The 20,980-nt window shown below is 43.0% G+C and carries 20 protein-coding genes; 19 read left to right on the top strand and 1 reads right to left on the bottom strand.

Translation table 11 applies throughout. The features are described 5' to 3' along the window. Window positions 1–178 precede the first annotated feature (178 nt). From H5114_RS00100 to ompW, 4 genes are all read left to right on the top strand, one after another. Window positions 179–1,165 (top strand): fumarylacetoacetate hydrolase family protein, encoded by a 987-nt coding sequence (locus tag H5114_RS00100; protein WP_124016222.1) that lies wholly within the window; start codon window positions 179–181, stop codon window positions 1,163–1,165. A gap of 99 nt (window positions 1,166–1,264) precedes the next feature. Further along, window positions 1,265–1,915, top strand: coding sequence for a maleylacetoacetate isomerase (gene maiA / locus H5114_RS00095; RefSeq protein ID WP_182721893.1), 651 nt, complete (start codon window positions 1,265–1,267; stop codon window positions 1,913–1,915). A 10-nt stretch (window positions 1,916–1,925) separates the two neighbouring features. Further along, window positions 1,926–2,606 carry a nucleotidyltransferase family protein gene (locus H5114_RS00090; protein WP_310736370.1) on the top strand — a complete coding sequence of 227 codons (681 nt, stop codon included), beginning with the start codon at window positions 1,926–1,928 and terminating at the stop codon, window positions 2,604–2,606. A gap of 230 nt (window positions 2,607–2,836) precedes the next feature. Continuing rightward, window positions 2,837–3,484 carry an outer membrane protein OmpW gene (ompW, locus tag H5114_RS00085; RefSeq protein ID WP_124016219.1) on the top strand — a complete coding sequence of 216 codons (648 nt, stop codon included), beginning with the start codon at window positions 2,837–2,839 and terminating at the stop codon, window positions 3,482–3,484. A 90-nt stretch (window positions 3,485–3,574) separates the two neighbouring features. Here ompW and H5114_RS00080 read toward each other — a convergent pair whose 3' ends face one another. Beyond that, entirely contained in the window at window positions 3,575–4,327 is a 753-nt protein-coding gene (locus tag H5114_RS00080; protein WP_124016218.1) for an SDR family oxidoreductase, read from the bottom strand. 431 nt (window positions 4,328–4,758) lie between these two features. Here H5114_RS00080 and metA point away from each other — a divergent pair, with 431 nt between their 5' ends. From metA to H5114_RS00005, 15 genes are all read left to right on the top strand, one after another. After that, window positions 4,759–5,703 (top strand): homoserine O-succinyltransferase, encoded by a 945-nt coding sequence (gene metA, locus H5114_RS00075; protein ID WP_182698857.1) that lies wholly within the window; start codon window positions 4,759–4,761, stop codon window positions 5,701–5,703. A gap of 460 nt (window positions 5,704–6,163) precedes the next feature. After that, complete coding sequence (locus H5114_RS00070; RefSeq protein ID WP_124016216.1) at window positions 6,164–7,357, top strand: acetyl-CoA C-acyltransferase; 1,194 nt, start codon at window positions 6,164–6,166, stop codon at window positions 7,355–7,357. Window positions 7,358–7,519: 162 nt separating this feature from the next. Next, a complete protein-coding gene (locus tag H5114_RS00065) occupies window positions 7,520–9,013 on the top strand; it encodes a CoA-acylating methylmalonate-semialdehyde dehydrogenase (RefSeq protein WP_182721891.1) in 1,494 nt (497 codons plus the stop codon). Between the two features lie 198 nt (window positions 9,014–9,211). Beyond that, a complete protein-coding gene (locus tag H5114_RS00060) occupies window positions 9,212–10,369 on the top strand; it encodes an acyl-CoA dehydrogenase family protein (RefSeq protein WP_182698854.1) in 1,158 nt (385 codons plus the stop codon). 72 nt (window positions 10,370–10,441) lie between these two features. Then, complete coding sequence (locus H5114_RS00055; RefSeq protein ID WP_182721890.1) at window positions 10,442–11,224, top strand: enoyl-CoA hydratase; 783 nt, start codon at window positions 10,442–10,444, stop codon at window positions 11,222–11,224. Continuing rightward, window positions 11,224–12,342 carry an enoyl-CoA hydratase/isomerase family protein gene (locus H5114_RS00050; protein ID WP_182721889.1) on the top strand — a complete coding sequence of 373 codons (1,119 nt, stop codon included), beginning with the start codon at window positions 11,224–11,226 and terminating at the stop codon, window positions 12,340–12,342. The genes H5114_RS00055 and H5114_RS00050 overlap by 1 nt, the downstream gene beginning before the upstream one ends. 13 nt (window positions 12,343–12,355) lie before the next feature. Beyond that, the gene (gene mmsB, locus H5114_RS00045; RefSeq protein ID WP_182721888.1) at window positions 12,356–13,255 is read left to right on the top strand and encodes a 3-hydroxyisobutyrate dehydrogenase; all 900 of its coding nucleotides are present in this window, start codon (window positions 12,356–12,358) and stop codon (window positions 13,253–13,255) included. 12 nt (window positions 13,256–13,267) lie between these two features. Continuing rightward, entirely contained in the window at window positions 13,268–14,026 is a 759-nt protein-coding gene (locus H5114_RS00040; protein WP_124016210.1) for an SDR family oxidoreductase, read from the top strand. A 138-nt stretch (window positions 14,027–14,164) separates the two neighbouring features. Further along, window positions 14,165–14,368 (top strand): hypothetical protein, encoded by a 204-nt coding sequence (locus H5114_RS00035; protein ID WP_124016276.1) that lies wholly within the window; start codon window positions 14,165–14,167, stop codon window positions 14,366–14,368. Window positions 14,369–14,378: 10 nt separating this feature from the next. Then, window positions 14,379–15,383, top strand: a complete 1,005-nt coding sequence (locus tag H5114_RS00030) for a DMT family transporter (protein ID WP_182721887.1) — start codon at window positions 14,379–14,381, stop codon at window positions 15,381–15,383. A 38-nt stretch (window positions 15,384–15,421) separates the two neighbouring features. Further along, window positions 15,422–16,342 carry a M14 family metallocarboxypeptidase gene (locus H5114_RS00025; RefSeq protein WP_124016209.1) on the top strand — a complete coding sequence of 307 codons (921 nt, stop codon included), beginning with the start codon at window positions 15,422–15,424 and terminating at the stop codon, window positions 16,340–16,342. A 190-nt stretch (window positions 16,343–16,532) separates the two neighbouring features. Next, window positions 16,533–17,483, top strand: coding sequence for a hypothetical protein (locus tag H5114_RS00020; RefSeq protein ID WP_182698849.1), 951 nt, complete (start codon window positions 16,533–16,535; stop codon window positions 17,481–17,483). A 358-nt stretch (window positions 17,484–17,841) separates the two neighbouring features. Beyond that, window positions 17,842–19,434 carry an ABC-F family ATPase gene (locus tag H5114_RS00015; RefSeq protein WP_182721886.1) on the top strand — a complete coding sequence of 531 codons (1,593 nt, stop codon included), beginning with the start codon at window positions 17,842–17,844 and terminating at the stop codon, window positions 19,432–19,434. A gap of 142 nt (window positions 19,435–19,576) precedes the next feature. After that, on the top strand, window positions 19,577–19,942 hold the full coding sequence (locus tag H5114_RS00010) for a hypothetical protein (RefSeq protein ID WP_165870084.1): 366 nt from the start codon (window positions 19,577–19,579) through the stop codon (window positions 19,940–19,942). 22 nt (window positions 19,943–19,964) lie between these two features. After that, window positions 19,965–20,777, top strand: coding sequence for an alpha/beta fold hydrolase (locus H5114_RS00005; RefSeq protein WP_124016205.1), 813 nt, complete (start codon window positions 19,965–19,967; stop codon window positions 20,775–20,777). Window positions 20,778–20,980: the final 203 nt, after the last annotated feature.

Here is a 20,980-nt window from a genome sequence, read left to right as displayed (position 1 = left end):
AGTATTTGCGGTGCGTTTTTATTAATGTAACGAATAATTTACAAATAGCCGTGAGCACCAACAAAATGTGATTGAGCTCACGCTATAGGTTTTTCTGCCGTGATCGGTTATTTGTATCGTCAAATTGAGCGTGTAGTGTGGATAATCCGCTGCGCTCACCCAGTATTTAGGAGCAATAATGAAACTTGCAAGTTATCACAACGGACGTCGCGACGGCCAATTGATGTTAGTCAGTAAAGATTTGAGCAAAACCGTCGCCGTACCTGCTATTGCACATACTATGCAGCAATTATTAGATGCTTGGGATCTGCTTTACCCACAATTGAATGAGTTATATGAAGCGTTAAACGCTGGGCATATGGATAATGCGGCAGATTTTGACGAAAGCCGTTGCTTATCACCTTTACCACGAGCTTATCAATGGGCCGATGGCAGTGCTTATGTCAATCACGTTGAATTGGTTCGCAAAGCGCGTGGCGCTGAAATGCCGGCATCTTTTTGGACCGACCCTCTGGTGTATCAAGGTGGCTCAGACAGTTTTATTGCGCCTAAAGCTGATATCGAAATGGCCAGTGAAGAATTTGGTATTGATTTTGAATCTGAAATTGCCATTATCACTGATGATGTCGCCATGGGTGTTAGCAGCGAAGATGCCGCTAAGCACATCAAACTATTGATGTTGGTTAACGATGTATCACTGCGTAATTTAATCCCTGGCGAGTTAGGCAAAGGCTTTGGCTTTTTCCAATCAAAGCCATCAAGTGCGTTTTCACCCATTGCTATTACCCCTGATGAATTAGGTGATAAGTGGCAAGACAGCAAGGTGCATTTACCCCTAGTAACACATTTAAATGGTGAGTTGTTTGGGCGTCCTAATGCGGGTGTGGACATGACTTTTAACTTTAGTCAGTTAGTATCACATGTGGCTAAAACACGCCCATTAGGCAGCGGTGCGATTATTGGTTCTGGCACCATTTCAAACTATGACCGCAGTGCTGGCTCAAGCTGTTTGGCTGAAAAGCGCATGCTTGAAATTATCGCTGATGGTAAAGCCTCAACACCTTTTATGCACTTTGGCGATACGGTACGTATCGAAATGTTTGATGAAAATGGTGTGAGTATTTTTGGTTCTATCGATCAAAAAGTGGTTGAGTACAAAGCCTAAGATTATTAGGGTAATGTAAACCGACATAATTAAGGCAATAGCGTTCAGTCGTTATTGCCTTTTTGTTAGGCAAAATAAAATAAAAATAAGGAAATTGACATGAAGCTCTATGGTTATTGGCGCTCAAGTGCGGCTTATCGGGTTCGTATAGCATTAAACTTAAAGCAGTTATCCGCAGAACATATTTCGGTGCATTTAGTTAATAATGGTGGTGAGCAACACAGTGCTAGTTTTCATCAATTAAATCCACAGCATTTAGTGCCAGCCTTTGTTGATAGCGGCGAGCAGGGTGAGCTGACATTGTCGCAATCACTGGCCATTATTGAGTATCTTGAAGATAAGTATCCAGATCATCGTCTACTGCCAAGCAATATTGAAGATCGTGCCATTGTACGTAGTATGGCTCAGGCCATTGCGTGTGAAATTCACCCTTTAGACAATTTGCGAGTATTACAATATTTAGTCAACGAAATGGGCGTGTCTGAAGCCGATAAAATGCGTTGGTATCATCATTGGATCCATGTTGGTTTTGCTGCGCTGGAAGTGCAACTAGGCCAATATTCTGGACGCTTCTGTTTTGGGGATACGCCTTCGCTGGCTGATATTTGTTTGATCCCCCAAGTGTATAATGCCAAACGCTTTAACTTAGAGCTGGCCGCGTACCCCAATATTGTCAGGATTTGGCATGAGTGCCAGCAATTAAGTGCTTTTGCTGACGCTGCACCAGAGCAGCAGCATGACGCCAGCTAATGAACCCTGTGTGAGTAATGAGTTGCAACGACTAGGGGCTGATGCGTTACAGGCGCAGTTATCGACATGGTTGCAACAAGATGCTCAGCGTCTAAATGCCTTGCAAGTATGCTGTGAAGTGTTAAATCATTTCAATATTGGCGATTGGTATATTGCTGCCGGCTTTGTACGTAATTTGGTATGGGATAAATTACATCATATTAGGTCACAAGCATTAAATGATATCGACGTGATTTACTGGTGTGATAGTGATGTATCTGTAGAGCGTGATCGCGCGATTGAAGCTAAACTAAGGCAGCAAGCCGATTTGCCATGGTCAGTGAAAAATCAAGCCAGAATGCATCTCAGAAATAACGATCCTGCTTATTTATCATGTCTTGACGCCATGTCTTATTGGCCTGAAAAACAGACAGCAGTCGGGGTTAAGTTAGTCAATACCAGTCCTGCTGTCGCTGTCCATATTAATCAAAAAGTGCCTTTTACAGGCCCAAATTCTGCAACAGTGTTAGCCCATGACTACGAGATTAAAGTGGACGCTGTTTTTGGATTAGCCTGTCTTTTTTCTCTGAGTTTGCATGCTAATCCTAAACGCGACATCAGTGTGTTTAAATCTAGAGTCATTCAAAAGAAATGGCTACTCCAGTACCCTAAATTAATCATGATTACTGAGCCATTTCTAAGCTCTAAATAATGCTCTTTGTGACCTCTCATATTTTCTCAATATGCGCTTAACAGTCTGATTTACTCAGTTTGATATGTGATCTAAATCAAGCTAACTCAATTAAGTTGTTATCTCTAAAGGGGTATTATGCTTTTGTTGATCTATGTCAATGTTACTCATAGATTACTTATGTAGGTTGTTGGCAAATGTTGAGGATGCACTCAACTGCATCTAGTTGTCATTGCCAAGGAGTGTTAAAAATGAATAAGAAAATTACCCTAAGTTTAGTTGCCGTGTCTTTATTATCTGCCGGCCTGTCATTTAGTGCTGCGGCCCATCAAGCTGGAGATATTATTGTCCGTGCCGGTGTGGCGATGGTTGCTCCAAATGAGTCAAGCCCAGTAGTGGCAAATGTTGCTGAATTTAGTGTCGATAATGATGTTCAGCTAGGGCTAAACTTTGGTTATATGTTAACTGATAATGTCGGTATTGAATTACTTGCAGCATCGCCTTTTAGCCACGATGTTTCATTGGGCGCATTAGGTAAAATTGCAGACTCAAAGCAATTACCGCCAACACTAGTCGCACAATACTACTTTGGTGATTCACAGTCAGCTTTACGTCCATATGTGGGTTTAGGCGTTAACTTTACTAATTTCTATGACAATGAATTTACTCAAGATGCGAAAGATCTTGGCTTAGAAAATTTAAGCTTATCGAATTCTTGGGGACTTGCGGCTCAAGTTGGTCTTGATTATCAAATTGACAAAAAATGGTTAGTTAACGCGTCAGTTTGGTATGCACAAATTTCTACTGATGTGAGCTTTGATATGGGTGCCGATCATGTTGTGGTTGATACCGATATTGACCCTTGGGTTTACATGGTCAGCGTGGGTTATACGTTTTAAGTCGTTCAAGTTACTTAGAATACCTCTGCGATAATGGCAGTGATAACGAAACAGGAACCTAAGGGTTCCTGTTTTTGTTGGTGTTGCTTATTAAGATTTTTTACGTGGTTTCCAATGGCGAGTGTTGTAAATATATTCAGGTAATAAGCGATTAATCCACGCCACAAAACGCCAGCGTTTAGTGACATACACTCGGCGTTTACCCTTTTTAAGGGCGGTTAATATTTGTTTGGCGACCTTGTCTATCGGCGACAATAAAAAGCGCGTATTGAGAAACATCGCTTTATCATATAAGCCGAGCTGGATATCACTAATCGTAATAGGTAATTTTAATCGTTGTGCATGCATGCACAAACCTTGCAGATAATTAGCGGCAAACGCTTTAGAGGCATGATAAGCCACATTTGGACCACCACGTTGGCCCGCTATTGAGTTAATCGCCGCCAGTTGTCCATAACCTTGTTGACACATCAACTTAAACACACAGTTACTGATGGCGGCAAATCCTCTGACATTGATATCAACAATATCTTGTTCAATCGGCCAAGGTAGTGCCGCGTCATAATGATTCACACCCGTATTGACGATCACTAGATGAGCACCATTGTGCTGCTCCCATGCAGAAGTGAGTTGCTTAATTAAGGTTTCGGGCTCAAAAATACTTAACGGGTAAACGCTCACTTCCCCTGGTAAGGTTCGACAAAAATCGGTTAATACATCAGGATCTGGCACAAAAAGCACTAGGGATACATTTTGTTCCGATAACTGTCGTGCAAGCGCTTGGCTTAATTGCGAAGTCGCCCCAATAATCATTGCCGTTGCGGTAGGCGTGGTTGTTAACATAGTCAGCATCATCGTAATGTGGTGTCTTATAATAGGAATATCGGCTATTGATAACAAGCGAGAAAATATTTCAACTAAAGACGTGTAGACTTCTAGACATCCTTGTGTATGATGAAAGCGACTAACAATGAGTGGTCAGTTAGATGACAATAATGGGCTGTCAAAGCGTATCCATCGCCTTAGCGCTAAGTAAGACATTATTTTCAATGATAATGTGCTGACAGTCCTGAGAATATCTAGGTGTTATTTTAGGCGAATATTTATTGTGATTTTGTGATCTTAAGCGGTGACTCACCCACGGCTAAATACGCTTATCACCTCGGCATGCTCTATCTGTGGCAGTGATAGTGCGATATGGTCGATATGACAAATTCATCATTATGGCTAAATACACAAGATAATTTATTTTCTTCACACAAAAGGTAATCAGTATGCCGGTTAGAATTCCAGATAACCTGCCAGCAGCAGGTATTTTAGAGTCAGAAAATATCTTTGTGATGTCTGAAACCCGTGCGGCTAATCAGGACATTCGTCCAATGCGGGTATTAATCTTGAATTTAATGCCCAATAAAATTGAAACTGAAACCCAGCTATTGCGCTTATTGGGTAATACGCCATTACAAGTCGGGGTTGATTTATTACGCATCCATGATAAAGAGTCAAAGCACACTTCTGTGGATCACATGAATACTTTTTATCGTGATTTTGAAGAGATCAAGCACAACAATTACGATGGCTTGATTATTACTGGCGCGCCTTTAGGCCAAATTGACTTTAAAGATGTGGTCTATTGGGACCATATTCGCGAGATCATTGATTGGTCTCAGCAACATGTGACATCAGTATTATTTCTGTGCTGGGCTGCTCATGCGGGTTTCTATCATCTTTACAATTTAGAACGTAAGTTATTGGCCACTAAACGTTCGGGGGTGTTTAATCATCGTCGCACCAGCGATCCACATCCATTATTGAGGGGTTTTGATGATGAATTTTTTGCGCCACATTCTCGCTTCGCCGAAATGGATATTGAACAAGTTCGCCAACATCCTGATTTAGACGTGTTGGCAGAGTCTGATGACGCTGGAGCCTATATTGTTCTCAGTCGCGATAATCGAAATGTGTTTGTTATGGGTCATCCTGAGTATCAAAAAGATACCTTGAATGACGAGTATGTGCGCGATAAAGGCCTAGATCTTAATCCTGATATTCCACAAAATTATTATCGTCAAGACGATCCAAACCAAGATCCTATCGTGCGTTGGCATAGTCATGGCAGTTTATTGATCAGCAATTGGCTTAATTATTATGTCTATCAGTTAACGCCTTATGATCTGTCCGACATGAACGCCAAAACGCCATGGGAAAGTAAAAAATAATTACTTATTATTCAATTTTATAGGCGTTTATTTTGTTGCGTTGAGGTGACTTTTATTAAGGCTATTACGCGATAACGTGAAATAGCCTTTTTTGTTTATCTACTCTCCAGAATGTCACTATTCTGATGTATTGCTATCAGCCGTTAAAACACGATTAATCATTAAAATTTACCGTCAATTATCAGCATTCATAGCACAATTGTTCATGCTGGGGCCACTTCATAGACTAAAGTGTAATCCAATTTTCCACAGTAAGACCTCCTGATAATAACTAATTTATAAACAGTTAGTTAGCTACCATTTTTAGTGTTTTTTTATCCAGTGTAAATCTTCGATGACAACGCCATGAGATTAACATCACCTTTTAGACCATTTTTTACTTGCTTTACGTTAGCGTCAACGTCAAAGTGGTGTGATATTATTTTCAATAATTTTTAAAGCGCAGTGAATTGGAGTGGTTATGAGTACAGAGCAAACAGGTCAAGATATCGTTATTGTTGCCGCGAAGCGTACACCAATGGGTGGGTTTCAAGGTGCATTGTCTGAGGTCGCGTCGCCAGTGTTAGCGGCCACGGCGATTAAAGGCCTTTTAGCCCAAACGGGGATCAGTGCCGATAGCGTAGATGAAGTGCTAATGGGCTGTGTGTTGCCTGCTGGTCTTGGCCAAGCACCAGCTCGTCAAGCCACATTAGGTGCCGGTTTACCTCTAAGTGTTGGTGCCACAACAGTGAATAAAGTCTGTGGTTCAGGTATGAAAACCGTCATGTTAGCTCACGACTTAATTAAAGCTGGCAGCAGCCAAGTGGTCGTGGCTGGCGGCATGGAAAACATGAGCAGAGCGCCATATTTACTCGATAAAGCTCGAAGCGGAATGCGTATGGGTCACGGTAAAGTAATGGACCATATGTTTTTAGATGGCCTTGAAGATGCCTACACTGGTGGCGCTATGGGCACGTTTGCACAAAAAACGGCCGACGACTTTGGCTTAACCCGTGAACAAATGGATGCTTTCGCATTATCATCACTGGAAAAAGCCAATGCAGCGATTCAGTCGGGAGCGTTTAAAGATGAAGTGGTATCTGTCACCGTAAGTGCTCGCGGTGGTGATATCAGTGTTGATATCGATGAACAGCCTGGAAACGCACGTCCTGAAAAAATCCCCAGCTTACGTCCTGCTTTTACTAAAGACGGCACCATTACTGCGGCTAACTCAAGTTCAATATCAGATGGCGCTGCGGCACTGATGTTAATGACCCGTGAGAAAGCCACTCAGTTAGGTCTAACCGTTATGGCGACCATTAAAGGCCATACTACTCACTCGCAAGAACCATCAATGTTTACTACAGCTCCTGTTGGCGCGATGCAAAAACTGTTCGAAAAAGTGCAGTGGAGTAAAGATGACGTTGATTTATATGAAATCAACGAAGCATTTGCCATGGTAACCATGCTTGCCGTGTCTGAACTTGGTTTAGATAACAGCAAAGTCAATGTTAACGGCGGTGCTTGTGCATTAGGTCATCCAATTGGTTGTTCTGGCGCCCGTTTATTAGTGACATTGATTTATGCCTTAAAAGCCCGTGGTCTTAAGCGCGGCGTGGCATCACTATGTATTGGTGGTGGTGAAGCCACCGCGATGGCGATAGAAGTGGAATAAAGCCACACTCGCTAAGTTCAATAAGACCACTGCGCAGGTAAATGTACATCCAGCCACTCAATGAGTGAGACTGACAAACATAATAAACGGCATTACCTGTGCAATAACTCAATACGAGTGATGTTACTCACTCATAGATGTTCAAGGATCGAGGAAAACCACATGACTACACAAGTTAAGCATTATATTGATGGCGAATTCACCTTTGGTAGCGGCGATCGCAATATTGATGTGACTAACCCTGCTAACAACAGCGTTATCGCAAAAATAAACTGCGCTACTACCGCCGAAGTCGAGCTGGCTATTCACAGTGCTAAAGAAGCGTTTAAAACCTGGAAAGAAGTTCCCGTGTCTGAACGTGCTCGGGTTATGTTGCGTTACCAACATTTGCTCAAAGAGCATCACGACGAATTAGCGACAATTTTAGCGCAAGAAACCGGTAAAACCCTTGAAGATGCTAAAGGTGATGTATGGCGCGGGATTGAAGTTGCTGAACATGCTTGTGGTGTTGCGTCGTTAATGATGGGTGAAACGGTAGAAAACGTTGCTCGTAATATCGATACGTATAGCTACACGCAACCATTAGGTGTGTGTGCCGGTATTACTCCGTTTAACTTCCCAGCAATGATCCCATTATGGATGTTCCCATTATCAATTGCTTGCGGTAATACCTTTATTTTAAAACCGTCTGAACAAGATCCCATGACGCCACAACGTTTAGTGGAGTTATTTGTTGAAGCGGGCGCACCAAAAGGCGTGTTACAACTTATCCATGGTGACAAAACCGCGGTTGATATTTTACTACGAGACCCAGCAATTAAAGCGATTTCGTTTGTGGGGTCTGTGGGTGTGGGCCAATACATTTATAAAACCGGCACTGACAACCTCAAACGGGTACAAGCGTTTGCAGGGGCAAAAAATCATTGTGTGATCATGCCTGATGCGAACAAGCAACAAGTGATCAATAACATGGTCGGAGCCTCGGTTGGCGCTGCAGGTCAGCGTTGTATGGCCATTTCAGTAGCCATTTTTGTCGGTAAAGCCAAAGAGTGGATCCCTGAATTAAAAGAAGCGTTAGCTAAGGTTCGTCCTGGTTTATGGGATGACAAAGATGCTGCTTACGGCCCTGTTATCAGCCCTGCGGCAAAAGAGCGTGTCCTAAAACTGATTGCTCAAGGCAAAGCAGAAGGTGCTGATTGCTTACTCGATGGAACCGATTTCACTGTTGCAGGTTATGAGTCTGGTAATTGGGTTGGCCCAACCATGTTCACCAATGTCACCACCGACATGAGCATTTACAAAGAAGAGATTTTTGGTCCAGTACTGTGTTGTATGGAAGCGGATAACTTAGACGATGCTATCGAACTGGTTAACAACAGTCCTTATGGTAACGGTACCTCAATCTTTACCGCATCAGGCGGCGCAGCGCGTAAATATCAACATGAAATTGAAGTAGGCCAAGTGGGGATTAACGTTCCTATTCCTGTGCCACTACCTTTCTTCTCATTTACAGGTTGGAAAGGCAGTTTCTATGGCGATCAACACGCATATGGTAAGCAAGCTGTACGTTTTTGCACTGAAACCAAAACCATTACCACACGCTGGTTTGATGCAGAAGCGGTTAGCGGTCCTAACATGAGTATTGACCTCAAATAAGCTCATTGGCCGCGGTATGATAAAACCTATCGCGGTTATTTTTATCTGCTAATACAACAAGACCATTTTGACTCGCACCATCGGATGGTGATGTCGTAAGCTCAAACATCACCATTTAATGACTAAGTAGCTCAAGCTGCAGGTGGGCAAAATATCAAATGACCCGAGAGTCATCCAAGATAATATAAGGACTCCAGTATGGATTTTAATTTAAATGAAGATCAGCGTCAGTTTGCTGATTTAGCCCGTCAATTCGCAGCAGAAGAGCTGGCGCCATTTGCCGCCAAATGGGACGAAGAACATCATTTTCCTAAAGACGTAATTCAAAAAGCCGGTGAGCTGGGTTTTTGTTCACTTTACTCACCAGAATCAGAAGGTGGTATGGGTCTGTCTCGGTTAGATTCTTCAATTATTTTTGAAGAATTAGCCCATGGCTGTACAACAACCACAGCAATGCTAACCATCCATAATATGGCCACTTGGATGGTTACTACTTGGGGCACTGAAACCTTACGCCAACAGTGGTCAGAAGGCTTAACCACAGGGCAGTTATTGGCGTCATATTGCTTAACTGAACCAGGAGCTGGCAGCGACGCTGCTTCATTGCAAACTAAAGCGGTGCGTGATGGTGACGATTACGTGATCACAGGTTCGAAAGTCTTTATTTCTGGAGCGGGTGAAACTGAGCTTTTAGTGGTGATGTGCCGTACCGGTGAAGCTGGCCCTAAAGGGGTTTCTGCCATTGCAGTACCAGCCGATGCCGCAGGCGTTACTTACGGAAAAGCGGAAGATAAAATGGGCTGGAACGCCCAACCGACGAGAATGATCAGCTTCGAAAATGTGCGCGTCCCAGCGGTTAACTTACTTGGCGAAGAAGGCCAAGGTTTTACCTTTGCCATGAAAGGTTTAGATGGCGGACGGATTAATATCGCCACCTGTTCAATTGGCACTGCACAAGCGGCCTTAACGCGCGCGACCGAATATATGAATGAGCGTAAACAGTTTGGTAAGCCATTAGCGGCTTTTCAAGCACTACAGTTCAAATTAGCGGATATGGCAACAGAGTTAGTTGCTGCACGTCAAATGGTGCGTTTAGCGGCATTTAAACTCGACACTCAAGACCCTGAAGCCAGCGCATATTGTGCCATGGCAAAACGCTTTGCCACCGATGTGGGCTTTCAAGTGTGCGACAGTGCGCTGCAAATTCATGGTGGTTACGGATACATTCGTGAATATCCATTAGAGCGTCATTTCCGCGATGTACGTGTGCACCAAATTTTAGAGGGCACTAACGAGATCATGCGGTTAATCATTGCTCGTCGTTTGTTAGCCAGCGATGCACATCCTATCCTGTAACGGGTGGCTCACTGCTGACTGATCCACAACTGAATGATCCATAAATGATTACTAACATAAGGACATAAGGTTATGACTGCTCAAACCAATATACTGGAACACATAATTGGTCACACGGCCATTTTGACGTTGAACAACCCGCCAGCCAATACCTGGACAGCTGACAGTTTACAAACGTTGAAACAGATCGTGCTTTCATTAAATCAACGCAAGGATGTTTACGCGCTTGTTATCACTGGCCAAGGTGATAGGTTTTTTTCTGCCGGTGCCGATTTAAATTTATTTGCCGACGGTGATAAAGAAAATGCCGCTAATATGGCCAAACACTTTGGTGAAGCCTTTGAAACTTTAAGTGCATTTCGCGGTGTATCAATCGCGGCCATTAACGGCTATGCCATGGGTGGCGGCTTAGAAGTCGCATTAGCGTGTGACTTACGTATTGCTGAAACCCAAGTGAAAATGGCGTTACCAGAAGCCACTGTAGGTTTATTACCTTGTGCCGGAGGCACCCAAAACTTAACCGCACTAGTGGGCGAGGGCTGGGCGAAACGGATGATTTTATGCGGTGAACGGATTGATGCAGCCACAGCTGAAAAAATAGGTTTAATTGAAGAAGTGGTTGAACAAGGCCAAGCCCTCGACGCAGCAGTCGCATTAGCCGCTAAAGTGGCTAAACAGTCTCCTGGCAGTGTCAGTGCATGTAAAACGCTGATAAATGCAGGGCGTACAATGCCAAGAGTTGAGGCATTACCGCTTGAACGTGAATTGTTTGTTGACCTGTTTGGCAGTGAAGATCAAGCTGAAGGTGTGAACGCCTTTTTACAAAAACGCGCCGCAAATTGGAAGAACAGCTAATGACTCAAGAGGTAATATTTCAAACGTTAGGCACACTATCTGGCCAATCTATTGGCGTAGTGACCCTGAATATCGAAAAAGCGCTCAATGCATTAACGCTTAACATGGTTGCAGCGATGCAAAACCAGCTCACGCGCTGGAAAAACGATGACAGTATTGCTTGCGTGGTTATCAAAGGCGCTGGCGACAAGGCTTTTTGCGCTGGCGGTGATGTTCGTGCGATTTATCATGCGTCTATCGCTAATCCCAATAACATCACCGATGAAGCCTGTGAATTTTTTACCCAAGAATACCAACTGGATTACTTACTGCATCAATTCGGTAAGCCTGTACTAGTATGGGGCGACGGCATTGTCATGGGCGGCGGATTAGGACTCATGGCTGGTGGTAGTCATCGCATTGTGACTGAGCGCAGTCGTATTGCGATGCCAGAAGTCACCATTGGTTTATATCCCGATGTCGGTGGCAGTTACTTTTTAAATCGTATGCCAGGAAAAACAGGCTTATTTCTAGGCTTAACGGCTTACAACATGAACGCCTCAGACGCCTTGTACGTTAACTTGGGTAACTATTACTTAACCAGCGATGAAAAACAGCCGCTGTTTGATGCTATGGCCAAACTAACGTGGAGCCAAGATAACGATACAAATCATCAGCTATTGAGCGACTTGCTTTCTGGTATGACACAACCGTATCTAGCGTCGCTTACAACCAGTCATTTACAACAATTTCAAAGTCAAATTGATTTATTAATGACAGGTGACATTCTGGATGTTCATCACCAATTATCGACGCTAGATACTGAGCTTGATTGGCTTAAACGCGCGCAGAAAACAGCATTAGCGGGGAGTCCGATCAGCTGGCATCTGATCTTTTCTCAAGCGGCATTAGGTTCAGCGCTGAGCTTAGCCGAATGCTTCAAGTGGGAATTGGGTGTTAGCGTTAATTGTTGCTCTATGGGGGATTTTTGTGAAGGTGTAAGGGCATTACTGATTGATAAGGATCGCAACCCTCAATGGCTGTTTACCGATGTTGAAGCGGTTGAACCGAGTAAAATAGCCCAACTTGTCACATCTCCTTGGGCTGCAGATAAGCACCCATTAGCAGACTTTTTATAAAAGGATTATCAACATGGCAACAGTAGCATTTATTGGTTTAGGCAATATGGGCGGCCCAATGGCGGCCAACTTAATTAAGGCGGGTATGACAGTCACAGTGTTTGACTTAAACCCGGCCGCAGTCACAGCGTTAACTGATCAAGGTGCATTAAGCGCTAAAACTGCCTGTGGCGCAGCAGCCGCTGCCGATTTTGTGATAACCATGCTTCCCGCGGGCAAACATGTACGCAGCTTATATTTAGGTGACGATGACAATAAAGGCCTGCTTGATGTTGTGTCAAAGCATGCACTATTAATTGATTGTTCTACCATAGATGCAGATAGTGCCCGTCTAGTGGGAGCTAAAGCTGCGGAAAAAGGCATAGAGTTTATGGATGCACCCGTTTCTGGCGGCACAGCAGGCGCAGCCGCCGGCAGCTTGACCTTTATTTGTGGTGGTAGTGATTCAGCTTATCAACAAGCGCAAACCGTACTGACTGTTATGGGCGGCAATATTTTTCATGCTGGCGCTGTGGGTGCTGGGCAAATTGCCAAGATTTGTAACAACATGCTGTTATCTGTGTTGATGGTCGGTACTAGCGAGTCATTACAATTAGGTTTGGATAATGGTTTAGATCCTAAAGTGCTATCTGATATCATGAAAGTCAGCAGTGGCGGTAACTGGACTCTCGAAAAGTATAATCCATGCCCAGATGTGATGGAAAATGTACCGTCGTCGAAAGATTATCAAGGCGGCTTTATGGTCGATTTGATGGTAAAAGATTTAGGCTTGTCGCAAGAAGCGGCAGTCGCGTCTAACTCAAGCACACCGATGGGATCTTTGGCTCGCAGTTTATATGTTAATCATGCTCGTCAAGGCAATGGCCGTCGCGATTTTTCAAGTATTTTTGAACAGTTTTCAAAGAAAAAATAAAGGATTCAGTTGATGGAATTAAAAGATAAGGTTGTCGTCATTACTGGCGGAGCAGGTGGATTAGGTCTGGCAATGGCGCAAAATTTGGCTGCACAAGGGGCTAAATTGGCACTTATCGATGTCGACCAAAGCAAACTTGAACAGGCTTGTGCTGATTTAGGTTCAATCACTGAAGTGCAAGGTTACGCCTTAGACATTACTGATGAAGAAGACGTCGTTTCTGGTTTTAAATTTATTGTTGAAGATTTTGGCCAAGTTAATGTGTTAATCAACAATGCAGGTATTTTACGTGACGGCTTAATGGTTAAAGCGAAAGACGGCAAAGTCGTTGATCGCATGTCATATCAACAATTTCAGTCCGTCATTAACGTCAATTTAACCGGTACTTTTTTGTGTGGTCGTGAAGCCGCTGCAGCCATGATTGAGACTGGTCAAGCTGGGGTTATCATTAATATTTCTAGCTTAGCTAAATCCGGTAACATGGGGCAGTCTAATTACTCAGCCTCTAAAGCTGGCGTTGCAGCTATGTCTGTTGGCTGGGCCAAAGAGTTAGCGCGCTATAATATTCGCAGCGCCGCGGTTGCGCCTGGTGTTATCGCCACTGAAATGACCGCAGCAATGAAGCCTGAAGCATTAGAACGCCTTGAGCAAATGGTACCCGTCGGTCGTTTAGGCCAACCGGAAGAAATTGCCTCTACAGTGCGTTTTATCATTGAAAATGATTACGTCAACGGCCGAGTATTTGAAATTGATGGCGGTATTCGTTTATAAGCCGGTAGTATTTCGCTTAATCAGTTTGTTATGATGCTGTCACGCCGAGTGAATACCATGTGTATTATCTTGGCGTGACTTTTTTACTTTTTAAGGATTAATTACGTGGCCAAATTAGAATACCTGCTTAAAAAAATCATGTTAATAGTGGGGATCTTCGGCGTCATTATTATTTACGGCGGCTTTTTATATTTACAATTCTCAGGTCGCTCGACAGCTGCGTTACCTTGGTTTTTACTTATCTCTCCGTGGATCTGTGTTTATTTTGGCTTAACTCACGTTCAACAAGTCGGGGTAATACAGTGGTTTGTGCAAAAGTTTACCTTTAAGAAAAAAGCATAGTCGCCTGTCTATGTCTGTTCTATTAGCATATTTATCGACGCTTTCTGTGGCCTTGTATACCCTAGTGGCTCTGGTCGCATTTGCGGCTAATTCGGTATTGTGCCGCATGGCATTATCAGTTCAGCAAACCACACCATTAATTGATCCAAGCAGTTTTACCGCTATTCGTTTAACTGCAGGGGCGTTGGTGTTGTGGCTATTAATGTCATTGCGAACCCGTCGCCTCCACACCAATACAAGTGACGTTAATACAAGTGACGTTAATAAAAGTGCTGCCAATAAAACCAAGGCAGCAACATCAGCGAGTCACGGCAGCTTTCTAGCTGCGGGATTACTGTTCATTTATGCAGTCACTTTTTCATACGCTTACGTGCTTCTTGATACCGCAACTGGCGCATTAATTTTATTTGCCGCAGTACAAATGAGTATGATGCTGATGAGTTATATTCAAGGCCAGCGGTTAACCTTACTCGAGGTTATTGGCGCCTCATTGGCATTTGCAGGTTTTGGATATTTAGTTTTACCGGGCGTCAGCGCTCCTTCAATCATAGGCCTAATATTAATGGCCATCAGTGGCTGTGCTTGGGGTGGCTACACGTTATTGGGTAAACAGTCGCGCAAACCACTGTTTGATACCGGCTATAATTTTATTCGCACCTTGCCGTTAGTTGCGGCAATGATAGGTGTAGTCTGGTTACTGCCATTATTTAGCGTTGTTGAACCCATTAATCACCTTATCTTGTCGCCCGCAGGCATTTTATTGGCCGTATTGTCAGGTGGGCTGGCATCTGGCGTCGGCTACGCATTATGGTATCAAGCTTTACGTGGGTTAACAGCAACACATGCGGCAGTACTACAACTGACCGTTCCTGTTATCGCCGCCTTTGGCGGGGTACTATTTTTAGATGAAGTGATCAGTATTCATCTTAGTATTTCGGCCAGTATCATTTTTTTAGGCATAGGCTTAGTTATTTTAGCTAAACCTAAATCCGTCACAATAAATAAACTAACGTAATAGATTAACTCAATAAAACAAACGATTAACGAGGTTATATGAGCAATTCAACAGCGTATCCAATTGGCATTCCTGGACAAAAATGGACCGATGATCACAAAGCCCAATGGTTAGCACAAGTGACTATCAAGCGGTCATATCAAGATGAAGTAGTCAGTAAGTTAACCCCGCTTGCGGCTCAATTTGAGCAAATACAGTATGGCGCGTTATCTTATGACGTCGACAAGTATCCTTTATTTGGTTTTAAGCCACTCAAGTGGGACAGTACTAAAAAAACCATTTTGATCACCGGCGGCGTACATGGATATGAAACCAGTGGTGTACAAGGTGCCATTCAATTTTTAGCCACTAAAGCGCAAGATTACGCTCAGTATTTTAATGTGGTGGTTGCGCCATGTATCAGCCCGTGGGGTTATGAAACTATTAATCGTTGGAACCCAAAAGCCATCGATCCTAATCGCTCTTTTTACCCTAACAGTCCAGCGGAAGAATCAGCGGCATTAATGGCATTTGTGGCCACACTGGGTGAGGTTTATGCACATATTGATTTACATGAAACGACCGATACTGACGAGATAGAGTTTAGACCAGTATTGTCTGCTCGCGATGGCGTTGATTATGCTAAAGGCATTATTCCTGACGGTTTTTATTTGGTGGGTGACAGTGATAATCCAACTCCCGCATTTCAAAAAGCGATAATTGATTCCGTTGCCAAAGTGACCCATATTGCACCAGACGATAATGGGCAACTAATTGAAGTGCCGATTGAGCAATTTGGGGTGATTAACTACCCGGTAAAAAAACTCAGTTTATGCGCCGGTATCACTGACAATCACTTTAACACCACGACTGAAGTTTATCCTGATAGCCCTCTGGTCACAGCGCAAGAATGTAACGATGCCCAAGTCGCCGCTATCACTGGTGGATTAGACTACATTATTGAGTATTTAAAACGATAAAAATGCTCCTAGGCTAGTCGCGCAACTATAAGCGCTATGGCGTTGTTGTCTGAGCATTTTTTAGTATAATAGCGATGAGTATTTGTATGAAGGGAATCTAAAAGACTCATTGCGATTACAATTTGTGGTTCCGCTGTTCACTGCTTGGTCTGATCACTAATCAGCTATTTTTTATTCATAAAGGATTAAAATGAAAAATATTTTCTTACTATTGCTATTCTGCTTGCTTATAACCGCTAATATTTCGCATGCCAAAGCGGGATTAATTTCTTTTGGTGGGGAAAACATTATTACCCTAGTGGAACTTCCCGATGACGAACGATTTCAAACACCAGAGGGCGATAACGTCGATATTGGCTATATCTATAAATCGGTTGAAGTATTATTTATTCCACTGTGGAATTATGATGGCCGTTTTGCTGGCATGCTGCCAGAAGATGATCTATACATCGATCTGATGCCGCTAGAGGTTGAAGCGCTAACCTTGGAAGCCGGGATTACTTTACCGGATGCGCCATACCTAGATTTTTGGCATCGTATTGGTGGCAAAATCGTCTTTTTAGTGCTTTGTGGTGCCCTAGCGGGTTACATGAGACACAATATTCGCAAGAAAGAGGCGTATTTTAGTGCATTGCCGACAGCCCGTGAGCGTTTAAAAGACATTTTAATCAATAGCAACGGCTTTGTAGAGTTAGCGCCATCAACACTCGAGACAGACGGTTCAGCTAAGTTTGAAGGGCTTGAGTTTATTGCGGCGCAAAAGTATATCAATAGTGTTATTTCAATATCCGTATTTGATATGAGTAAAGTCTCAATTGCGCAGGTTCAAGCACAGAATGAGCAATTAGTGACTCGCTTAGTAGAGTTAAAGAAAGTGCTCGGAATGAAGTCTCAAAATACGATTCATTATTTGTATTTTACTTTTGACCATTCGCCTTCGAATGCCGATATCAGCGCATTGAAAAAATTAAGACAGCGTAAAATCACCAAAGCGAGCCATTTTATTCCTATTGTTGTCGATTTTGATGCGCAAATAATTGATAGCACAGCAAGTATGTACCCATCGAAAAAAGTGCTACAAAACTGCTTTATCCAAGCAGAAATTCACCCAGACCATGTAACAGATCCAGCAAGCGCCTAAGCTGAGGCAATATTTTTACTAAATACTTCACACGGTTATCATTGATACCGAAAACATATTGATGTTTTCGGTGTTAAGCCACCTTAGTGTATTTATCGTCCCTGATATATTCATAATGGTTGGCATATACTTGCTTGTATCTCAAAAGTGGCCAGTATTTGTCTGCGCTATTGTTGATTGCTAGGTTGATAAATAGGCCAAAAATCCTTACACTATCGCGCTTCGTATTTACCTCGGCTTTGCCGTATTCTAGTTTCAATATCATTTTTGCTTGCTTGAGTCATATAGATGTCAACTTGAGCGAATACACTATAATTTGATATCGGCTTCAACACACAACACGATTTGGAATTTCATTTTGATTACAACAGCTAACATCACAATGCAGTTTGGCGCTAAGCCACTGTTTGAAAACCTCTCAGTCAAATTTGGTGGCGGAAATCGCTACGGTTTAATTGGCGCGAATGGTTGTGGTAAATCCACCTTTATGAAAATCCTTGCCGGTGATTTAGAACCATCAAGTGGTAACGTCTCAATAGATGTTAACGAACGTATGGGTAAATTAAACCAGGACCAGTTTGCATACGAAGCCTTTTCTGTCGTAGACACTGTGATCATGGGCCACCGTGAGTTGTGGAAAGTAAAGCAAGAGCGCGACCGTATTTATTCTTTACCTGAAATGAGCGAAGAAGACGGTATTAAAGTATCTGAACTTGAGATGGAATTTGCCGAGATGGATGGTTATACCTCTGAATCTCGTGCCGGTGACTTACTTTTAGGTGTCGGTATTGGTACCGAACAACACTTTGGCTTAATGAGCGAAATCGCTCCAGGTTTTAAATTGCGTGTGCTTTTGGCACAAGCATTATTCTCCGACCCGGATTTACTGTTACTTGACGAACCTACCAACAACTTGGACATCGATACTATTCGCTGGTTACAAGATATGTTGAACCAACGTAACAGCACCATGATCATTATTTCGCATGACCGTTATTTCTTAAACTCAGTCTGTACTCATATGGCTGACTTAGATTACGGCGAATTACGCGTGTTCCCAGGTAACTACGACGAATACATGATGGCTGCACAGCAATCTCGTGAACGTTTAATGAGTGACAACGCGAAGAAGAAAGCACAAATTGCAGAGTTACAAACCTTCGTTGCGCGCTTCTCGGCTAACGCATCTAAAGCTAAGCAAGCGACATCACGCGCCAAGCAAATTGATAAAATTAAGCTAGATGATATTAAAGCATCAAGCCGTGTGAACCCGTTTATTCGTTTTGAACAAGAAAAGAAATTGTTCCGTAATGCCTTGGTTGTTGAAAATTTAGCCAAAGGTTACGATGCCCCGTTATTTAGTAAATTCGACCTTATGGTTGAAGTGGGCGAGAGAATTGCTATTTTGGGCCAAAACGGTGTCGGTAAAACGACTTTGTTACGTACTTTGGTACACGACATCCCACAAGATGAAGGCACCATTAATTGGTCTGAAAATGCCAATATTGGTTACTACGCCCAGGATCATGAAGCTGATTTTGCCAATGACATGACCTTGTTCGAATGGATGAGTCAATGGCGCAAAGAAAATGACGATGACCAATCGGTACGCGGTATTTTAGGCCGTATGTTGTTTGGCGCCGATGACATTAAAAAGTCAGTCAAAGTGCTATCTGGTGGTGAGAAAGGCCGTATGTATTTCGGTAAACTTATCATGCAAAAGCCGAACATCTTATTACTCGATGAGCCAACCAACCACATGGATATGGAATCGATTGAGTCATTAAACAACGCGCTTGAAAAGTACGAAGGTACATTAATGTTCGTATCTCATGACCGTGCATTCGTATCATCGTTAGCCACTCGTATTCTTGAAGTGACCCCGACAGGGATTAACGATTTCAAAGGCACATACGACGAGTTTTTGGCGAGTAAAGGTATTGACGCATAATTCTGCTTTATCGTTACTAATATCGCACTAACACCATTAGCCCTGAACATTTGTTCGGGGCTTTTTGTTTTTATTTATTCAGCTAAGCCATATACTCTAGTGATATAAATCAATGACATTACCCAGCACAGGCATCCACTTTATGAGCATCACCCTTGAACAAGTTGCATCAACCTTGAATGAACTCAAATGTCGTACTAATTTTAATATTAAGAATGTCACCGAATACATGCTTCCTGAGTTAAAAGAGCCGGTTTATTTACATGTTGAAGGTAAAACCCCATTACTGATCATTCGTCCGGCATTTGAGGTTTTTTCTACTGAACTGGCCACTATTGATGGCGTCCATGCCAAATACGATTATTACCACAATGCTCAAATGACTCGTTTTCCAACACGCCGTAACAAAGGCTTAAGTGAAATTCATTACGGTTTAGCATTTAGGTTTGATACGACAGATGCAATCATATTATTTATTAATAGATTGATTGAAATTGTAAAAGGATAGACAGATAGGAGAACCACAGGCCATGACAGAGCAATTTAATATCAATCAGTTTAATTGTTCCATTAGCGGTAAGGGGCAAGCCTTGGTTTGGGCCCATGGTCTGTGTGGCTGCATGCAAAGCGAAGATGCTATTGGCGTGTATGCTTGGCATCGGTTTCCTAAAAAGTTACAACTTATTCGTTATGATGCAATCGGTCATGGATTATCTACTGCGGGTGAGTCTGTTGACGATTACCTTTGGCCGTCTCTTGCTAAAGACATGTTGAGGGTCGCGGCGCATTATCAAGCACCGACACCAATGATTTTGGGTGGTCAATCCATGGGCAGTGCAACCAGCTTGTATGCAGCATTGGCCAATCCAGAAAGCATTCAAGGACTCATTTTAATGACCCCGCCTATCGCGTGGCAGGCTAGAGCCAATCAAGTTAATTATTATTATAAAATAGCCAAAGCCGCACGCATACTTGGCGGTAAAGGCTTAGCCCAAATGAATGCCAAGCATTTAGACAAGATGTTACCTCGCTGGTTAATCGATGCCCACAAGCACAGTGTTTTGGGGATGTTAGATGGACTAAAGTCGATGAAACGCCAGACATTAAGTCAGTTATTTACCGCGGCCGCTCAAAATGACCTCCCAAGTAAGCAGCAACTTGCCAGCATTAGGGTGCCAACGCTAATTCTTGCTTGGCAAGATGATGATGCTCATCCCATTGAAACAGCTATTGAACTTGAAAAGGCGTTACCCAATGCCAAACTGCATATCGCTAACTCTATGGATGATGTTGATGATTGGCCTGAACTGATTAGTGATTTTTGCTTAGCATTGCAGCAATAGTGTATCGGTTTACTATTGCTGAGTACTAGTTAGTGGCGAACGAGGCTAAATCAGCTTGGGGCAGGTGAAATAAGTTGTCATTGAAGTCAGCCTTGAAACAGGAGTTGATAATCATCGGCGATCGCTAACCAACACGATAGTAATCAGTTTAGGTATTAGCTGGTTTTTACTGCTAGAGACGATAAAAGTTTAATTTTAATTTA

Origin of the sequence: Shewanella sp. SR43-8 (assembly GCF_014163775.1) — a bacterium.
Taxonomy (GTDB): Bacteria; Pseudomonadota; Gammaproteobacteria; order Enterobacterales; family Shewanellaceae; genus Shewanella; species Shewanella vesiculosa.
Note: the sequence above shows the minus strand (reverse complement) of the source record. Positions and strands in the feature narration are given on the sequence as shown.

Coding starts and splice junctions, on each gene's coding strand:
- H5114_RS00055 (WP_182721890.1), top strand. CDS start 10,442: ATGACTGCTCAAACCAATATACTGGAACACATAATTGGTCACACGGCC.
- ompW (WP_124016219.1), top strand. CDS start 2,837: ATGAATAAGAAAATTACCCTAAGTTTAGTTGCCGTGTCTTTATTATCT.
- H5114_RS00035 (WP_124016276.1), top strand. CDS start 14,165: ATGTTAATAGTGGGGATCTTCGGCGTCATTATTATTTACGGCGGCTTT.
- H5114_RS00070 (WP_124016216.1), top strand. CDS start 6,164: ATGAGTACAGAGCAAACAGGTCAAGATATCGTTATTGTTGCCGCGAAG.
- H5114_RS00010 (WP_165870084.1), top strand. CDS start 19,577: ATGAGCATCACCCTTGAACAAGTTGCATCAACCTTGAATGAACTCAAA.
- H5114_RS00025 (WP_124016209.1), top strand. CDS start 15,422: ATGAGCAATTCAACAGCGTATCCAATTGGCATTCCTGGACAAAAATGG.
- H5114_RS00030 (WP_182721887.1), top strand. CDS start 14,379: ATGTCTGTTCTATTAGCATATTTATCGACGCTTTCTGTGGCCTTGTAT.
- H5114_RS00005 (WP_124016205.1), top strand. CDS start 19,965: ATGACAGAGCAATTTAATATCAATCAGTTTAATTGTTCCATTAGCGGT.
- mmsB (WP_182721888.1), top strand. CDS start 12,356: ATGGCAACAGTAGCATTTATTGGTTTAGGCAATATGGGCGGCCCAATG.
- H5114_RS00100 (WP_124016222.1), top strand. CDS start 179: ATGAAACTTGCAAGTTATCACAACGGACGTCGCGACGGCCAATTGATG.
- H5114_RS00060 (WP_182698854.1), top strand. CDS start 9,212: ATGGATTTTAATTTAAATGAAGATCAGCGTCAGTTTGCTGATTTAGCC.
- H5114_RS00080 (WP_124016218.1), bottom strand. CDS start 4,327: ATGTTAACAACCACGCCTACCGCAACGGCAATGATTATTGGGGCGACT.
- H5114_RS00020 (WP_182698849.1), top strand. CDS start 16,533: ATGAAAAATATTTTCTTACTATTGCTATTCTGCTTGCTTATAACCGCT.
- maiA (WP_182721893.1), top strand. CDS start 1,265: ATGAAGCTCTATGGTTATTGGCGCTCAAGTGCGGCTTATCGGGTTCGT.
- H5114_RS00050 (WP_182721889.1), top strand. CDS start 11,224: ATGACTCAAGAGGTAATATTTCAAACGTTAGGCACACTATCTGGCCAA.
- metA (WP_182698857.1), top strand. CDS start 4,759: ATGCCGGTTAGAATTCCAGATAACCTGCCAGCAGCAGGTATTTTAGAG.
- H5114_RS00040 (WP_124016210.1), top strand. CDS start 13,268: ATGGAATTAAAAGATAAGGTTGTCGTCATTACTGGCGGAGCAGGTGGA.
- H5114_RS00065 (WP_182721891.1), top strand. CDS start 7,520: ATGACTACACAAGTTAAGCATTATATTGATGGCGAATTCACCTTTGGT.